The 13,946-nt window shown below is 71.4% G+C and carries 17 protein-coding genes and 1 tRNA gene; 9 read left to right on the top strand and 9 right to left on the bottom strand.

Annotated features, from left to right (window positions below; genetic code table 11):
- Positions 1–189 precede the first annotated feature (189 nt).
- The 6 genes from AC0VX6_RS03035 to AC0VX6_RS03010 form a co-directional block, all read right to left on the bottom strand.
- Positions 190–744, bottom strand: coding sequence for a hypothetical protein (locus AC0VX6_RS03035; protein ID WP_475467345.1), 555 nt, complete (start codon positions 742–744; stop codon positions 190–192).
- A 137-nt stretch (positions 745–881) separates the two neighbouring features.
- Entirely contained in the window at positions 882–1,208 is a 327-nt protein-coding gene (locus tag AC0VX6_RS03030) for a hypothetical protein (RefSeq protein ID WP_274976123.1), read from the bottom strand.
- 10 nt (positions 1,209–1,218) lie between these two features.
- Positions 1,219–1,482, bottom strand: coding sequence for a hypothetical protein (locus AC0VX6_RS03025; protein ID WP_274976122.1), 264 nt, complete (start codon positions 1,480–1,482; stop codon positions 1,219–1,221).
- Positions 1,483–1,493: 11 nt separating this feature from the next.
- Positions 1,494–1,745, bottom strand: coding sequence for a hypothetical protein (locus tag AC0VX6_RS03020; protein WP_274976121.1), 252 nt, complete (start codon positions 1,743–1,745; stop codon positions 1,494–1,496).
- Between the two features lie 56 nt (positions 1,746–1,801).
- Positions 1,802–2,053: a hypothetical protein gene (locus tag AC0VX6_RS03015; protein ID WP_047870990.1), complete on the bottom strand. Its 252-nt coding sequence runs from the start codon at positions 2,051–2,053 to the stop codon at positions 1,802–1,804.
- A gap of 804 nt (positions 2,054–2,857) precedes the next feature.
- Positions 2,858–2,939, bottom strand: a tRNA-Tyr gene (locus tag AC0VX6_RS03010).
- 231 nt (positions 2,940–3,170) lie between these two features.
- Between AC0VX6_RS03010 and AC0VX6_RS03005 the strand changes: the two genes are divergently transcribed.
- Positions 3,171–3,668, top strand: coding sequence for a YajQ family cyclic di-GMP-binding protein (locus tag AC0VX6_RS03005; RefSeq protein WP_475467344.1), 498 nt, complete (start codon positions 3,171–3,173; stop codon positions 3,666–3,668).
- A 131-nt stretch (positions 3,669–3,799) separates the two neighbouring features.
- On the opposite strand, the gene AC0VX6_RS03000 is transcribed toward AC0VX6_RS03005, so the two are convergent.
- Positions 3,800–4,663 carry a M48 family metalloprotease gene (locus AC0VX6_RS03000; RefSeq protein ID WP_274976119.1) on the bottom strand — a complete coding sequence of 288 codons (864 nt, stop codon included), beginning with the start codon at positions 4,661–4,663 and terminating at the stop codon, positions 3,800–3,802.
- Positions 4,664–5,189: 526 nt separating this feature from the next.
- Between AC0VX6_RS03000 and AC0VX6_RS02995 the strand changes: the two genes are divergently transcribed.
- The 6 genes from AC0VX6_RS02995 (at position 5,190) to AC0VX6_RS02970 (ending at position 10,406) form a co-directional block, all read left to right on the top strand.
- The gene (locus tag AC0VX6_RS02995) at positions 5,190–7,040 is read left to right on the top strand and encodes a 2-oxoacid:acceptor oxidoreductase subunit alpha (protein ID WP_274976118.1); all 1,851 of its coding nucleotides are present in this window, start codon (positions 5,190–5,192) and stop codon (positions 7,038–7,040) included.
- A complete protein-coding gene (locus tag AC0VX6_RS02990; RefSeq protein WP_274976117.1) occupies positions 7,033–8,124 on the top strand; it encodes a 2-oxoacid:ferredoxin oxidoreductase subunit beta in 1,092 nt (363 codons plus the stop codon). The genes AC0VX6_RS02995 and AC0VX6_RS02990 overlap by 8 nt, the downstream gene beginning before the upstream one ends.
- A gap of 116 nt (positions 8,125–8,240) precedes the next feature.
- Positions 8,241–8,909: an SDR family oxidoreductase gene (locus AC0VX6_RS02985; protein ID WP_475467343.1), complete on the top strand. Its 669-nt coding sequence runs from the start codon at positions 8,241–8,243 to the stop codon at positions 8,907–8,909.
- Between the two features lie 154 nt (positions 8,910–9,063).
- Positions 9,064–9,582 (top strand): hypothetical protein, encoded by a 519-nt coding sequence (locus AC0VX6_RS02980; protein ID WP_274976115.1) that lies wholly within the window; start codon positions 9,064–9,066, stop codon positions 9,580–9,582.
- 301 nt (positions 9,583–9,883) lie between these two features.
- Positions 9,884–10,096, top strand: coding sequence for a hypothetical protein (locus AC0VX6_RS02975; RefSeq protein ID WP_274976114.1), 213 nt, complete (start codon positions 9,884–9,886; stop codon positions 10,094–10,096).
- Positions 10,097–10,190: 94 nt separating this feature from the next.
- Positions 10,191–10,406, top strand: a complete 216-nt coding sequence (locus AC0VX6_RS02970) for a hypothetical protein (protein ID WP_274976113.1) — start codon at positions 10,191–10,193, stop codon at positions 10,404–10,406.
- Positions 10,407–10,516: 110 nt separating this feature from the next.
- Here the strand turns inward: AC0VX6_RS02970 and AC0VX6_RS02965 are convergent, their stop codons facing one another.
- Positions 10,517–11,053 (bottom strand): GNAT family N-acetyltransferase, encoded by a 537-nt coding sequence (locus AC0VX6_RS02965; protein ID WP_475467342.1) that lies wholly within the window; start codon positions 11,051–11,053, stop codon positions 10,517–10,519.
- Positions 11,054–11,242: 189 nt separating this feature from the next.
- Here AC0VX6_RS02965 and sigJ point away from each other — a divergent pair, with 189 nt between their 5' ends.
- Together sigJ and AC0VX6_RS02955 are read left to right on the top strand one after the other, a co-directional pair.
- The gene (gene sigJ / locus AC0VX6_RS02960) at positions 11,243–12,148 is read left to right on the top strand and encodes an RNA polymerase sigma factor SigJ (protein WP_274976111.1); all 906 of its coding nucleotides are present in this window, start codon (positions 11,243–11,245) and stop codon (positions 12,146–12,148) included.
- Between the two features lie 4 nt (positions 12,149–12,152).
- On the top strand, positions 12,153–13,298 hold the full coding sequence (locus AC0VX6_RS02955; RefSeq protein WP_475467341.1) for an FAD-dependent oxidoreductase: 1,146 nt from the start codon (positions 12,153–12,155) through the stop codon (positions 13,296–13,298).
- Between the two features lie 178 nt (positions 13,299–13,476).
- Here AC0VX6_RS02955 and AC0VX6_RS02950 read toward each other — a convergent pair whose 3' ends face one another.
- Entirely contained in the window at positions 13,477–13,845 is a 369-nt protein-coding gene (locus tag AC0VX6_RS02950; protein WP_274976109.1) for a VOC family protein, read from the bottom strand.
- Positions 13,846–13,946: the final 101 nt, after the last annotated feature.

Raw genomic sequence — 13,946 nt, 5'->3', positions numbered from 1 at the left:
CTCAGCAGACTAGAGACCTCGCGGGCGCGCCACGCCCGTTTCGGCCCCCTCCGGTCCCGGGAAGAGGGCCGCGTCACCCGTTTTGAGCAGGAGTTATGTACTTTTGAGGAACTTTGGCATGATTCTGCGGAGGGAGGCGAAGCTCACCTCCACCGGACGCGGCGGCCTGTTCCCGGCGCCCGGTCCGGATCACTCGGATGCGGGCAGCGTCAGGGTTCCTCTGTCGACCTCCTGCAGCTTCCCGATCATCTCCTCCGACATCTCCTCGCCGAAGTCGGTGATCGTGTACGTGGAGAAGTACATGGTGCCGTCGACGTCCACCGGGTCGCCCAGCTCGACCTCGACCTCGTAGGGGTCGTCCTGGCACCCCTCCTGCATGCACCAGGTCCCCTTGACCCCTCCCTCGCCGCGCGCGACCTCGTCCGCCCACGTGCCCCACTCCATGTCGGTGAAGGTGGTGAACTCCGTGGCCACGTACTCGGTGGGGGTCTGGTCGTCGAACCCGTTCTCGTTCCCGTACCGGTTGAGGACGAAGGTCCCGCTGCTCTGGTTGCTGTCCTCCTGCGGAGTGGGCTGCGTCTCCCGCGGACTGGCCTGCTCCTGCGGTCCGGCGGTCTCCCCCTGCGGGCTCTGCTCCGTCTCCGGAGCACTCGTGGCCGCGGGAGGGTCCGGCACGCTCAACTGCTCCCCGCAGCCGGTGGCGGCCAACAGCAGTACCGCTCCCGTCAGGACCGTGCGCCTCATCAGGCATCTCCCCCCACGTCGGTTCCCTCGGATGTCCTACCTGCGACAAGGCCCTCCGGCAGGCTGCCGGAGGGCCTCGACGAACCACTCGCGTTTTCCGTCACTGCGGGATCGGGGACCCCGCCACCCGAAGGTGGCTAGTACCCGTCGCGCCCGTTCTCACCCTCGTCCTTGTGACCCTCCGAGTCGCCGCTGTCGTGGCTCTCGGAGCTGTCGTGCTGGACGTTGGTGGTGGCGGGGCCGTTGATGCAGTCACCCGTCGTCTGTGGCGACAGGATGGGCACGTTGACCCCGGCCACTCCCACGGACAGTTCGGCGTTGCAGATCTGGACCGGAACCAACTGGAGGTTCTGGTTGAACTGCTGGCCGCCGCCGTGGGAGCTGGCGAACACGGGCGAGGAGGCGAGCAGCGCGCCCAGGGCGACACCGGCGATGGCGGTGGCCGCCGTGAACTTGCGCAGCATGGGCCGTCCCCTAATCGATGTTGGTGCTGACCGGGCCGTTGATGCAGTCACCCGTGGTCTGCGGCGACAGGACCGGCACGTTGACGCCGGCCAGGAGGCCGACGACCAGCTCGGTGTTGCAGAGCTGGACCGGAACCAGCTGGAGGTTCTGGTTGTACTGCTGGTCGCCGCCGTGCGAACCGTGCGCGGCACCCGCGGAGGCGGGCGAGGCGGCCAGGATGGCGCCCAGGGCGATCCCGGCGACGGCAGTGGCCGTGGTGAGCTTGCGCAGCATGTCGGGACCTCCTAGTCGATGTTGGTGCTGACGGGACCGTTGGTGCAGTCACCCGTGGTCTGCGGCGACAGGACGGGGATGTTCACCGCGACCAGGCCGACGACGGCCTCGGTGTTGCACAGCGAGACCGGGATGGCCTGCAGGTTCTGGTTGTACTGCTGGTCGCCGCCGTGCGAGCCGCTGGCGGAGGCCGGGGAACCGGCGAGGACGACACCGAATGCGGCACCAGCGACGAGGCCGGCAATACCGAGCTTACGCAGCATTGAATTACCCTTCGAGAAAGTTTGAGATAGCGTCTTGTGCAGACGTATTGCCGGAACTAGCTGATGTTGGTGCCGACGGGGCCGTTGGTGCAGTCGCCCGTGGTCTGCGGCGACAGGATCGGGATGTTCACCGCAACGAGGCCGACGCTGGCCTCCAGGTTGCAGGACTGGATCGGGACCAGCTGGAGGTTCTGGTTGAACTGCTGGTCACCACCGTGCGAACCACTGGCGTGAGCCGGGGCTCCCATGAGGAGCGCGCCCATCGCGGCACCGGCGACCAGGCCAGCAGCGGCCATCTTCTTGAACATGACTTCCCCCGAGAATCGGTTACGAGGTATTGACAGAAAAAGACTCAGGCGCTTGTTGCACCTGTGTCGCGGTGGACTGGGGCAATCATCATCCGGCCCCCGGTTTTTGTCAACGCCGAAACTCGCGAAGCATTTTGTCCAGATTGTCGCGACCATTCTTTTCGCACTGACCGCGAATGGCCGCATTGGCTTTCTTTCCGCTCGACACGCCCAAAGGGCCGACGCCGTGCCAAGACGGGTCCAGACCGGCGAAGCGGACACACCACCCGCCATCCGCGCAGACGGGACGGGTTCCCCGCGCCAGCCCTCCGAGACCGACAGCGAAACCGCAGGTCAGCGCCCACCCGGGCACGAGGCGCGCTCGCGACGCCCCTGACGGGAGAGCGAACATCCGCGTTATCCGCCCGTGTCCCGAACGCGATGGATCCGCGATCGGCCGAATCCGGAAAACAGCGCCGCACGGGGCCCGGAACACCCTCCGAGCACCGGAGGAGCGACGGGAATGTGACCCGCGTCTCCCCCACTGTGGGGCGACGCGCCCGCGTCGGGACGGAGGCGCGCCAGGGGCACCGCGCGAGGAACCCGGACGGCCCCGGCGGACGACGGCCGCGCGGGTGCCGGGACGGGCACGGGCCGTCGGGACGGGCACGGGGACGAGCGGGTTACCCGGGTGAGCGGCGGCACACCCGGAATCGCGGCCTGAGAGCGTTCCGGGACTGTTCCGTGAACAGCCGTGAGGGACCGGGAACGCGAAACGCCCCGGTGACCAGTGTTCGTGCTGGTCACCGGGGCGTTTCCCCAGTGTGGCAGGTCAAGGATTCGAACCTTGGAAGGCTAAGCCGACGGATTTACAGTCCGCTCCCATTGGCCGCTCGGGCAACCTGCCTGGGCTGCGGCGACGTGTTCGTCGCGGCGCATCACCGAGAATAGCGGATGATCCGCCCGAACCTGAAATCGGTTGTTCGGGCGCGCCCCGACCGGGCACGTCGGGCGTCCGATCGGCGCGCGGCTAAGCTCTGAGGACCGTCCGCGCGGGGTAACCGCGCGCCGACGAGAACCCACGCGGGCGTCCACGGGCGCCCGCGACCCATGAAGACCTAGCGGGGTGTGAGCGAACGTGGCCGCCGAATCCAGTTTCGACGTCGTGTCCAAACTCGACCGTCAGGAGGTCGACAACGCGCTGAACCAGACCGCCAAGGAGCTGGCCCAGCGGTTCGACTTCAAGGGCACCGGGACCACCATCGCCTGGCAGGGCGAGGAAGGGATCGAGGTCCGGGGCAACTCCGAGGAGCGGGTCAACGCCGCCCTGGACGTCTTCAAGGAGAAGCTGGTCAAGCGCAAGCTCTCCCTGAAGATCCTGGACCCCGCCGACGAGCCCCGGCTCTCGGGCAAGGAGTACCGCCTTCCCGTCGGCCTCAAGGAGGGCATCACCTCCGAGGACGCCAAGAAGATCTCCAAGCTGATCCGCGACGAGGGCCCCAAGGGCGTCAAGGCCCAGATCCAGGGCGACGAGCTGCGCGTCAGCTCCAAGAAGAAGGACGACCTCCAGAACGTCCAGAACCTCATCAAGGAGAAGGAATTCGACCTGGCGCTCCAGTTCGTCAACTACCGCTAGCGGTGGCGGACCGGCAGGCGTAGCCGACGGCGAGGACACGACGGCCGCCCGTCCCCGAGGGGGAGGGCGGCCGTCGCCGTCCCACCGCACCGGCGCGGTCGGGGCCGCCCCGCGGGTCCGCCGGGACGGCCTCAGTGGCCCAGGTCCCAGCTGCGGCGCAGCTCCCGCAGGCGCCGGACGCGCTCCGCCGTCGGCGGGTGCGCGGCGAACAGGCGGCCCACACCGTTCGGGAACGGGTTGGTGGTCATCAGGTGCGCCGAGGCCAGCAGGCTGCGCTCCCGGGGCAGCGGGTACCGGAGCGCGCCCACCTCCAGCTTGCGCAGGGCGTCGGCCAGCGCTAGCGGGTCGCCGGTCAGCCGCGCGGCCTGCTCGTCGGCCCGGAACTCGCGCCGGCGCCCCACCCCGCAGTAGACGACCATGGCCGCGAGCGGCGCCAGCAGCACCGTCATCAGGCCGCCCAGCAGGGTGGGCATGTCGCTCTCCTCGGAGTCCCCCAGCGGGACCAGGAGGGCGATGGCGGTCGTCGCCGTGATCACCGCGGTCAGGGTGGCGGCCACCGAGCTGATCAGCGTGTCGTTGGCCCGGATGTGCGCCAGCTCGTGGGCGATCACGCCGCGCAGCTCGCGCTCGTCCAGCGTGCGCAGCAGCCCCGTGGTGCAGCACAGGGAGGCGCGGCGCGGGCTGCTGCCGGTGGCGAAGGCGTTGGGCGAGCGCACCGGCGACAGGTAGAGGCGGGGCATCGGCTGCCGGGCGGCCGTGGCCAGCTCGCGGACGATCCGGTACAGCTCGGGGCGCTCGATCTCGCTCACCGGCCGCGCACGCATCGCGCGCAGCGCCAGGGACTCCCCGAAGAGGTAGACCAGGACCCCGGCGCACAGCACCAGGGCCACCGAGAACTGGACGCCCTTCTCCGCTCCGCACAGCCAGCCGACGAGGACGACGAGCACCGCGGCGCCGACGAACAGACCGGCCGCGCGGGCCACGCTGGCGTGCACGCCACCACCTCCTCGCTCAGCCGACGATGAATGCGTACATGGTGGCAAACGTGCGGGTCGCCGCTTCGCGTTCCCGTTACGGGACGAACGTCCGAGGCATCACTGATCTCCCTCTCACCTGCTGTCTCCCCCGCACCATCCGCACCTTCGTCCACGGCCACACCCCTCCGAATCCCCTCCGTGTGACAATGGCCACCCGCCCGCGGTCTCGGCGCCCCCGACGACTTATAGTGCGAACGTGGCCCTCATCACTGCGCGTACCAGGCCGTCGGGACTCCACCCCCTCGGTCCGGCGCGCGGGCGGCCGTGTCGTTGAAGGCTGGCCCCTTCACGACCCGGCCGTCGCGGCGCGGCCGCACCGCGCGAGACCGGGTTGGCGCATCCGGCGATCGCGAGGGCCGCGAACGCTGTCCCCACGTCCCCGAACCAGGCACCCGGCCCGCGACGGTGCGGTCCGGTCGGGGGCGACACCCGAGCGCCGCCGCCCGTCACGACCGGCGGCTCACCAAGGAGGTCGTCGATCTCAGTGGCCAAACAGATCGAACAGCTCGACCGCGTCATCATCCGCTTCGCCGGGGACTCCGGCGACGGCATGCAGCTGACCGGTGACCGCTTCACACAGGAGACGGCGTCGTTCGGCAACGACCTGTCCACGCTGCCGAACTTCCCCGCGGAGATCCGCGCTCCCGCCGGAACCCTGCCCGGGGTGTCCAGCTTCCAGCTGCACTTCGCCGACCACGACATCATGACCCCGGGGGACGCACCGGACGTGCTGGTGGCGATGAACCCCGCGGCCCTCAAGGCCAACCTGGGCGACCTGCCCCGGGGCGCCACCGTGATCGTCAACACCGACGAGTTCACCAAGCGCAGCCTGGCCAAGGTCGGGTACACGGCCGACCCGCTGACGGACGGGACGCTGGACGGGTTCAAGGTGAGCGCGGTGCCGCTGACCTCCATGACGGTGGAGGCGCTCTCCGGCGCCGACATCTCCAAGAAGGACGCGCAGCGGGCCAAGAACATGTTCGCCCTGGGCCTGCTGTCGTGGATGTACAACCGGCCGACGGAGGGGACGACCTCGTTCCTGAAGTCGAAGTTCGCCGCCAAGCCCGACATCCTGGCCGCGAACCTGACCGCGTTCCAGGCGGGGTGGAACTTCGGCGAGACCACCGAGGACTTCGCGGTCTCCTACGAGATCAAGCCCGCGCGGCTCCCGGCGGGCACCTACCGCAACATCACCGGCAACCTGGCCACCGCCTACGGGCTGATCGCCGGGTCCGAGCGGTCGGGGCTGCCCCTGTTCCTGGGCTCGTACCCGATCACCCCGGCGTCGGACATCCTGCACGAGCTGTCGCGGCACAAGCGGTTCGGGGTGCGCACGTTCCAGGCCGAGGACGAGATCTCCGGCGTGGGCGCCGCCCTGGGCGCGGCCTTCGGCGGCTCCCTGGGCGTGACCACCACCTCGGGTCCGGGCATGGTGCTCAAGCAGGAGACGGTGGGGCTGGCGGTGATGACCGAGCTGCCGCTGGTCATCGTGGACGTGCAGCGGGCCGGTCCGAGCACCGGCATGCCCACCAAGACCGAGCAGACCGACCTGCTCATGGCGCTGTACGGGCGCAACGGCGAGTCGCCGGTGCCCGTGGTGGCGCCCGCCTCCCCCGCGGACTGCTTCGACGCCGCGCTGGAGGCCGTGCGGATCGCGGTGCGCTACCGCACGCCGGTGGTGGTGCTCTCCGACGGGTACCTGGCCAACGGTTCGGAGCCGTGGCGGCTGCCGGAGGTCTCGGAGCTGCCGCGGATCGACCCGGCGTTCGCGACCGGGCCCAACGGGCCGGGCGGGACCTTCCTGCCCTACCTGCGCGACGAGGAGACGCTGGCCCGCCCGTGGGCGGTGCCGGGCACGGCGGGGCTGGAGCACCGGATCGGCGGTATCGAGAAGCACGCGCAGAGCGGCGACATCTCGTACACGCCGGCCAACCACGACCTGATGGTGCGCACGCGCCAGGCCAAGATCGACGCGATCGCCCGCGACGTCCCCGAGCTGGCGGTGGACGACCCCGGCGGGGAGGCGGACGTGCTGGTCCTGGGCTGGGGCGGCACGTACGGGTCGATCACCGCGGCGGTGCGCCGCGTGCGCCGCGCGGGCGGCCGGGTGGCCCAGGCGCACCTGCGCCACCTCAACCCGTTCCCGGCCAACCTCGGCACGGTGCTCCACCGGTACGAGCGGGTGGTGGTCCCCGAGATCAACCTGGGCCAGCTGTCCCTGCTGCTGCGCGGCAGGTACCTGGTCGACGTCATCGGCTACAACAAGGTCCGCGGCCTGCCCTTCAAGGCCGAGGAGCTCGCGGGCGTGCTTCAGGAGGTCATCGACCGTGACTGAGAACGTGACGGGTGCCGGCGCGAACGGCCACGTCCACGGGGCCCCGGAGGCCCTGGGCGGGCTGCGCCTGGTGCCCAGGACCGACACCGAGTACAGGATGAAGGACTTCAAGTCCGACCAGGAGGTGCGCTGGTGCCCGGGCTGCGGCGACTACGCGATCCTGGCCGCCTTCCAGTCCTTCCTGCCCGAGCTGGGCGTGCCGCGCGAGAACGTGGTGATGGTGTCGGGCATCGGCTGCTCCTCGCGGTTCCCGTACTACCTGAGCACGTACGGTATGCACTCGATCCACGGGCGCGCCCCGGCGATCGCGACCGGGCTGGCCACGAGCCGCCCGGACCTGTCGGTGTGGGTGGTGACCGGTGACGGCGACGGGCTGTCCATCGGCGGCAACCACCTCGTCCACGCGCTGCGCCGCAACGTCAACATCAACATCCTGCTGTTCAACAACCGGATCTACGGGCTGACCAAGGGCCAGTACTCCCCCACCTCCGAGCCGGGCAAGATCACCAAGTCCTCGCCGGTGGGGTCGCTGGACCACCCGTTCAACCCGCTGTCGCTGGCGCTGGGCGCGGAGGCCACGTTCGTGGCCCGCACGATCGACTCCGACCGCAAGCACCTCACGTCGGTGCTGCGGGCGGCGGCCGACCACCCCGGCGCGTCGTTCGTGGAGATCTACCAGAACTGCCCGATCTTCAACGACGACGCGTTCGAGCCGCTGAAGGACCCGGCGGCGCGGGACGTGCGGCTGCTGCGCCTGGAGCACGGCGAGCCGCTGCGGCTGGGCCCGGACCGGGGCGTGGTTGCCGGGGGGTTCGGCGGCCTGGAGGTCGTGGACGTGGACTCGGTGGGAGAGGACCGGCTGCTGCGGCACGACGCGCACCGGGAGGACCCGGGGTACGCGTTCGCGCTGTCGCGCCTGGACCAGCCCGCGTTCGAGCACGTGCCGATCGGGGTGCTGCGGGACGTGCGCCGCCCGGCCTACGACGAGCTGGTGAACGAGCAGGTGGCCGACGCGCGGGCCGAGCGCGGCGACGGCGAGCTGGCCGCCCTGCTGGCCAGCGGGGACACCTGGAGGGTGGAGTAGGGCCGTGCCCGGGCCCCGCCGGGTGCGGGGCCCGGGCGCATCCGGCGGCCGGGTGTGACACGGCGGACAGGGACGCTGGCCCGCCGACCGCGCAGCGGGGGCGTACGCTCTGCCCCATGCGTATCGTCATCGCCGGAGGACACGGGAAGATCGCGCTGCGGCTGGCCAGGCAGCTGGCCGACCGAGGTGATGAGCCCGTCTCCCTCGTCCGCAACCCCGACCACGCCCAGGACGTCCGCGACGCCGGTGCCGAACCGGTCGTGATCGACCTGGAGAAGGCCACCGTCACCGAGCTGGCGGAGAAGCTCATGAACGCGGACGCCGTCGTGTTCGCCGCGGGCGCGGGCCCGGGCAGCGGCGCCGCCCGCAAGGCGACCGTCGACCACAAGGCCGCCGTGCTGACCGCCGACGCGGCCTCCCTGGCGGGCGCGCGCCGCCTGGTCCAGGTGTCGGCCATCGGCGTGGACGAACCCGTGCCGGAGGGCACGGACGACGTGTGGGCGGCGTACGTGGAGGCCAAGCGGGCCGCCGACGCCGACCTGCGCGAGCGCGACCTGGAGCTGGACTGGACGATCCTGCGCCCGGGCGGGCTGACCGACGACCCGGGCACCGGCCGGGTGGAGCTGGGCGGGGAGGTCGAGCGCGCCACGGTGTCCCGTGACGACGTGGCCTCGGTGATCGTCGCCCTTCTGGACGAACCGGGAACGGTCGGCAGGGTTCTCAACCTGGTGAACGGGGAGACACCCGTCGCCGAGGCCGTGCGCGCCGCTGCCGCCTCCTCCTGAGGGGGTGCCTCCGGCTCTCTGTGGCCAGATGCTCCTCCAGGGGGCATGATGGTTGCGGAGCCCGGCGGAGTCCCGCCACGGTGGACGCGGATGACCGGGTGTCAGCCCGACGAGTACGGCAAGCTCCACGCAGAGCAGATGGGTACGGTTATTCATGAGCGTCACGCAGGTCGTGAGGGACAGCACGGTCGTCGAGCACGCCAAGGTCGCCGCGCAGCAGAAGCGCCGGATGTTCATCATCCAGTTGGAGGTGAACGCCTACGACGAGGCCTCCAGCAAGCTGCGCCCCGGGCTGACGCGCATCCTGGAGGGGATCGAGGAGGCCGGGTGGCGGCTGGACCTGATCACCCCGGGCGACGAGGGTGACAAGCCCGCCCGCCTGTTCATCTTCCGTCCGGACCCCGACGGCAAGAAGGACGACGCCGCCAAGGCCGAGCCGCAGCACCATCAGGAGCCCTCGGGCCAGCAGCACGCATACCCGCACCCGCCGACGGGCGCGCAGCCGCAGGACCCGTACGCGGGGTACGGCCAGCAGCCCGGCTACGGCCAGCAGCAGCAGTACCCGGGCTACGACCAGCAGCAGTACCCCGGGTACGGGCAGCAGCCGGGGTACGGCCAGCAGCCCGGGTACGGGCAGCAGTACCCGGGTTACGGGCAGCAGCAGGGCTGGTAGTCCCGCAGCCGGGAAAAGGGTCCGCACGGTCAGCCGTGCGGACCCTTTTCCTACGCCCGATGTCGGACAAATACGGGTTCCGATGCATTCGACGGACATCGCCGCTGGCCCTGCTTTCGGTTGGGTAAAACCTTCACCTGGCGAAGCGGCGATATGTCCGGCATGTCTACCCCGAAGCCGAAGAAACTCCAGGGAAACTCTGGATTCTTCCCTGAAAGTACTCCGAGCACGTCCGTGACTACGCTAAGTTAATTCCGGCGGATGCAGCCACCCTGTTTTGAACTTCCGAAAGGTAAGAAGCATGTCCCGTATTGCCAAGGTTTCCGGATTCGTCCTCGCCACCGGCCTCGCGTTCGGTGCCTTCACCGGGACCGCCGCCGCGGACAACAACGCCGAGATCCAGAACATCACGATCCCGGTCTGCCTGGACGTCCTCGCGGCCTCCGGCTTCAGCGGCAGCGACTGCAACGTCGTCAACTGGGACTCCACGAGCGGCATCTCGGTCGAGGACTAGGACCGGCCCGCCCTCGCGCCCGGCTCCTCACCGCGGAACCTGCGGGTCCCGTCAGCACCAACGATCACACCACGAACCGAAAAGGACCAACACCATGAAGCGCTTCGCCTCCGTCTCCGGCCTCATCCTCGCCACCGGCCTCGCCCTGGGCGCCATGTCCGGCACCGCCGCCGCCGACAACAACGCCGAGATCCAGAACGTCACCGTGCCGATCTGCGCCGACGTGCTGGCCTTCGACGGCGTCGAGCTGGGCGGCGACTGCAACGTGCTCTCCGGCGACAGCACCTCCGGCATCTCCGTCGAGGACTAACAACCTGTCGACCCGACGAACCTCTTGCGTACGACCTTCTGTGGGGGTGGACGCGGGGCACGGCGCACGCCGCGCCCCGCGTTCCTGTGTCCGGGGCGTGGACGCGGTGCTCAGGAAGCGCAGGGCCGCGGATCGACGCCCTCCACCGGATCGGTGACCAGCCGGGCGTGCGCGCCAGTGTCGAAGCGCTCCGCGCCGTAGCGCAGCTTGCCCCGTTCGATCCCCTCGGGACGGAACCCGGACCGGCGGGCCACCAGGCACGACCCCGGGTTGTTCAGCCGGTGCCCCAGCTCCAGCCGGAACAGGCCCGCCTCGGCGAAGGCGTACTCGCTCACCAGCAGCGTCCCGGCCGTGGCCACGCCCCGGCCCCGCGCCTCGGCCAGGGTCCAGTAGGACACCCAGCCGGTGTCGTGGGCTCTGCTGGTCACGGTGACCTGGACGTGTCCCAGCACCGGCCCGTCGTCCCCGACGACCGCGAAACCGAAGGCCGCGCCCTCCTCCGCACGGACGCGCTGCCGGTCGATCCACGCGGCGGCCAGTTCCGGGGTGCGGGGGACCTCGGGCGACTGCCAGGCCAGCTCCGGCTCGGAGAAGGCCTCCAGCACCCGGTCGGCGTCCCCCGGCTCCCACTCACGCAGTCGGTACACGGCCGCTGCCTCCTCCTCTTGCGCGCTCTGACCGCGCCACGCTACAACCACCGCTCCTCCGCGCCCTCGGGGAGGGTGTGCCCGCGAAACCTCCCCGCGCCGGCCCGGCCGCCGCGCCCGCCGGGAGGGAGGGTCCGTTCCGCGCCCGGAGGATGTCACGTACGGCCGGAGCTGGTACGTCTGCCTTCCATGACCACCGACGTCTTCGAAGAGCACCGCCCCCTGCTGACCGGTGTCGCCTACCGCATCCTCGGCAGCGCCTCCGACGCGGAGGACGCCGTCCAGGAGGCCTGGCTGCGCTGGTCCTCCGTCGACCCGGCCGCAGTGGAGGACCCGCGCGCCTACCTGGTCACCGTCACCTCCCGGCTGGCCATCGACCGGCTGCGCAGCGCCCGGTCCCGGCGGGAGTCCTACGTGGGCGACTGGCTGCCCGAGCCGGTCAGCGACATCCCCGGCGGGGCCGAGCAGGCCGAACTCGCGGACTCGGTGGAGTTCGCGCTGCTGGTGGTCCTGGAGACGCTCAGCCCGCTGGAGCGCGCCGTCTTCGTGCTGCGCGAGGCCTTCCAGATGCCCTATGCCGAGATCGGCGCGGTGATCAGCCGGGAGGAGGCCGCCACCCGCCAGCTCGCCCGGCGGGCGCGCGACCACGTACGCGACAGGCGCCCCCGGTTCGAGGCCGATCGGGCCGTGCGGCGGCGGATCACCGAGCGCTTCCTGGGAGCCTGTCTGGAGGGCGACCTGGAGGGGCTGACCGGTCTGCTGGCCGACGACGTCACGCTGGTCAGCGACAGCGGCGGCCGGACCAGGGCGCCCCATCGGATCCTGGAGGGCGCGGCGAAGGTCGGCCGGTTCCTGTCCGTGCTGGCGCGGCCGCGCAACGCGGAGCGCTTCCTCGTCTCCGCGGGCCTGGACGGCGCGGAGGAGCTGAGTTCGGCGGTCACCGAGGTCAACGGCGGTCCGGCGGCGGTCGTCTCCGTCGGGGACAGGGTGGTCGCGCTGCTGTCCCTGGACATCGCCGAGGGCCGTGTGCGGCACGTGTACCTGGTGGCCAACCCCGACAAGATGTCACGTCTGCGGTCGCCCGAACCGTCCTAGCGGTATGGACATCACCGTTGTGGGCGGTGGGCTCGCCGGACTGACCGCGGCCGTCGCCAGCGCCGAGAGGGGCGCGAACGTCACCCTGTTGGAGGCGCACCGGACCCTGGGCGGGCGGGCGCGCTCCACCGAACCGCCGTACACCGCCAACGAGGGGCCGCACGTGCTCTACGGCGACGGCCCGCTGTTCGCGTGGCTGGCCGGGCGCGACCTGCTCCCGCCGTACCTGCCCTTCCCCGCGCGCGCCGTGCCCCGGGTGCGCGTGCGCGACCGGGGGCGTGTGGGAGCGCCGCCGGTCTCCCTGCTCCGGGCCGCCCCGCGGCGGCGGCTGCGCGCGCCGCACGACCGGGACTTCGGTTCGTGGGCGCGGGAGGCGCTCGGCGCGGAGCCCGCGCGCGTGGCCGCGAACATGATGGGCGTGGCGCTGTTCGACTCCGACCCGTCGCGGTTGTCGGCCGCGTTCGTCTGGGAGCGGTTCCTGCGGGTCACCGACCCCGGCTGGCCCTCACCGAAGTACCTGGTCGGCGGCTGGTCCTCGCTGGTGGAGAAGTTGGCCGGACGGGCCCGGGAGATGGGGGTGCGCGTGGGGACCGGCGAGCGGGTGGACGCGCTCCCGGGCACCCCGGTCATCGTCGCGACATCGCTGGCCTCGGCCCGTGCGCTGCTCGGCGACGACTCGCTGGAGTGGGAGAGCGGGCACGCCCTCATGGTGGACCTGGGGCTGCGGCGCGGCCGGGACCCCTTCATCGTCTTCGACGCCGACGAGTGCGGCTTCCTGGAGCGCTACTCGCTGGTGGACCGCACGCTCGCCCCCGGGGGCGAGGAGCTGGTCCAGGCGCAGCTGCCGGTGCGGCCGGGCGAGTCCCGGGCGCGGGTCACCGAGCGGCTGGAGCGGTTCCTGGACCTGTCCCTGCCGGGGTGGCGGGAGCGGGTGACGTGGCGGCGCGACCAGGTGGCACGCGGGCGCACGGGCGCGCTGGACCTGCCGGGGTACACGTGGCGGGACCGCCCGGCCGTGGACCGGGGCGACGGCGTCTACCTGGCGGGTGACGCGGTGGCGGCGCCCGGCCTCCTGGGCGAGGTGTCGCTCAACAGCGCGGTCGCGGCGGCGGAGGCGGCCACGGGCGGGCGCGTCGTCCGCGCCGTCTAGCCGACCGGGGGACGGGCGGGGCGATCCGCGGGGCGTCCGATGGGGCGGCCGGGGCGGCGGAAGGCCCGTGGGGTCCTCCGCCGTTCCCGTGGCCCGGGTTTCCGGCGGCGTGCTCGGCCGGGCGGACGCGAACCGGTTCGCGTCCGCCCGCGCCTTGGCGTGTTCCGGGCCGGACCGGTCAGGCGGGCGCGTGCGAGACGGCCTCGACGTTGTTGCCGTCCGGGTCGCGGACGAACGCGCCGTAGTAGTGCTCGTGGTACTCCGGCCAGACCTTCGGCTCGTGGAGCACCTCCGCGCCCGCCTCGACGGCCGCGGCGAAGAAGGCGTCCACCGCCGCCCGGTCGGGCGCGGTGAAGGCGATGTGCGACTCGCGCGCCCCGCCGGACGCGGGCGCGGGCCCGATCCAGAAGTCGGGTCCGGACGTGCCGTAGCCGACGTTCTCGCCGTAGTCGAGGATGCGGCGGGCGCCCAGCGGGGCGAGGACGGCGTCGTAGAAGGCGGCGCTGGCCGCGGGGTCGCTGACCTGGATTCCGAGGTGGTCCAACATGGGCCGAGTGTGACACGGGACACTGACATTTCAGGGGGTAAGAGACCAGGTGTCCGGGCGGTTTTCGGACACCCTTGCGAGGCTTTCTCCGCGAAACCCGC

Source organism: Nocardiopsis sp. iso_25, assembly GCF_056173305.1.
This window is presented reverse-complemented; position numbering and strand designations above follow the sequence as displayed.

Bases quoted from the DNA above. Each gene is read 5' to 3' on its own strand.
- AC0VX6_RS03035 (WP_475467345.1), bottom strand. From the start codon at position 744: ATGAGGCGCACGGTCCTGACGGGAGCGGTACTGCTGTTGGCCGCCACC.
- AC0VX6_RS03030 (WP_274976123.1), bottom strand. From the start codon at position 1,208: ATGCTGCGCAAGTTCACGGCGGCCACCGCCATCGCCGGTGTCGCCCTG.
- AC0VX6_RS03025 (WP_274976122.1), bottom strand. From the start codon at position 1,482: ATGCTGCGCAAGCTCACCACGGCCACTGCCGTCGCCGGGATCGCCCTG.
- AC0VX6_RS03020 (WP_274976121.1), bottom strand. From the start codon at position 1,745: ATGCTGCGTAAGCTCGGTATTGCCGGCCTCGTCGCTGGTGCCGCATTC.
- AC0VX6_RS03015 (WP_047870990.1), bottom strand. From the start codon at position 2,053: ATGTTCAAGAAGATGGCCGCTGCTGGCCTGGTCGCCGGTGCCGCGATG.
- AC0VX6_RS02985 (WP_475467343.1), top strand. From the start codon at position 8,241: ATGCGTATCGTCATCGCCGGAGGACACGGGAAGATCGCGCTGCGGCTG.
- AC0VX6_RS02980 (WP_274976115.1), top strand. From the start codon at position 9,064: ATGAGCGTCACGCAGGTCGTGAGGGACAGCACGGTCGTCGAGCACGCC.
- AC0VX6_RS02975 (WP_274976114.1), top strand. From the start codon at position 9,884: ATGTCCCGTATTGCCAAGGTTTCCGGATTCGTCCTCGCCACCGGCCTC.
- AC0VX6_RS02970 (WP_274976113.1), top strand. From the start codon at position 10,191: ATGAAGCGCTTCGCCTCCGTCTCCGGCCTCATCCTCGCCACCGGCCTC.
- sigJ (WP_274976111.1), top strand. From the start codon at position 11,243: ATGACCACCGACGTCTTCGAAGAGCACCGCCCCCTGCTGACCGGTGTC.
- AC0VX6_RS02955 (WP_475467341.1), top strand. From the start codon at position 12,153: ATGGACATCACCGTTGTGGGCGGTGGGCTCGCCGGACTGACCGCGGCC.
- AC0VX6_RS02950 (WP_274976109.1), bottom strand. From the start codon at position 13,845: ATGTTGGACCACCTCGGAATCCAGGTCAGCGACCCCGCGGCCAGCGCC.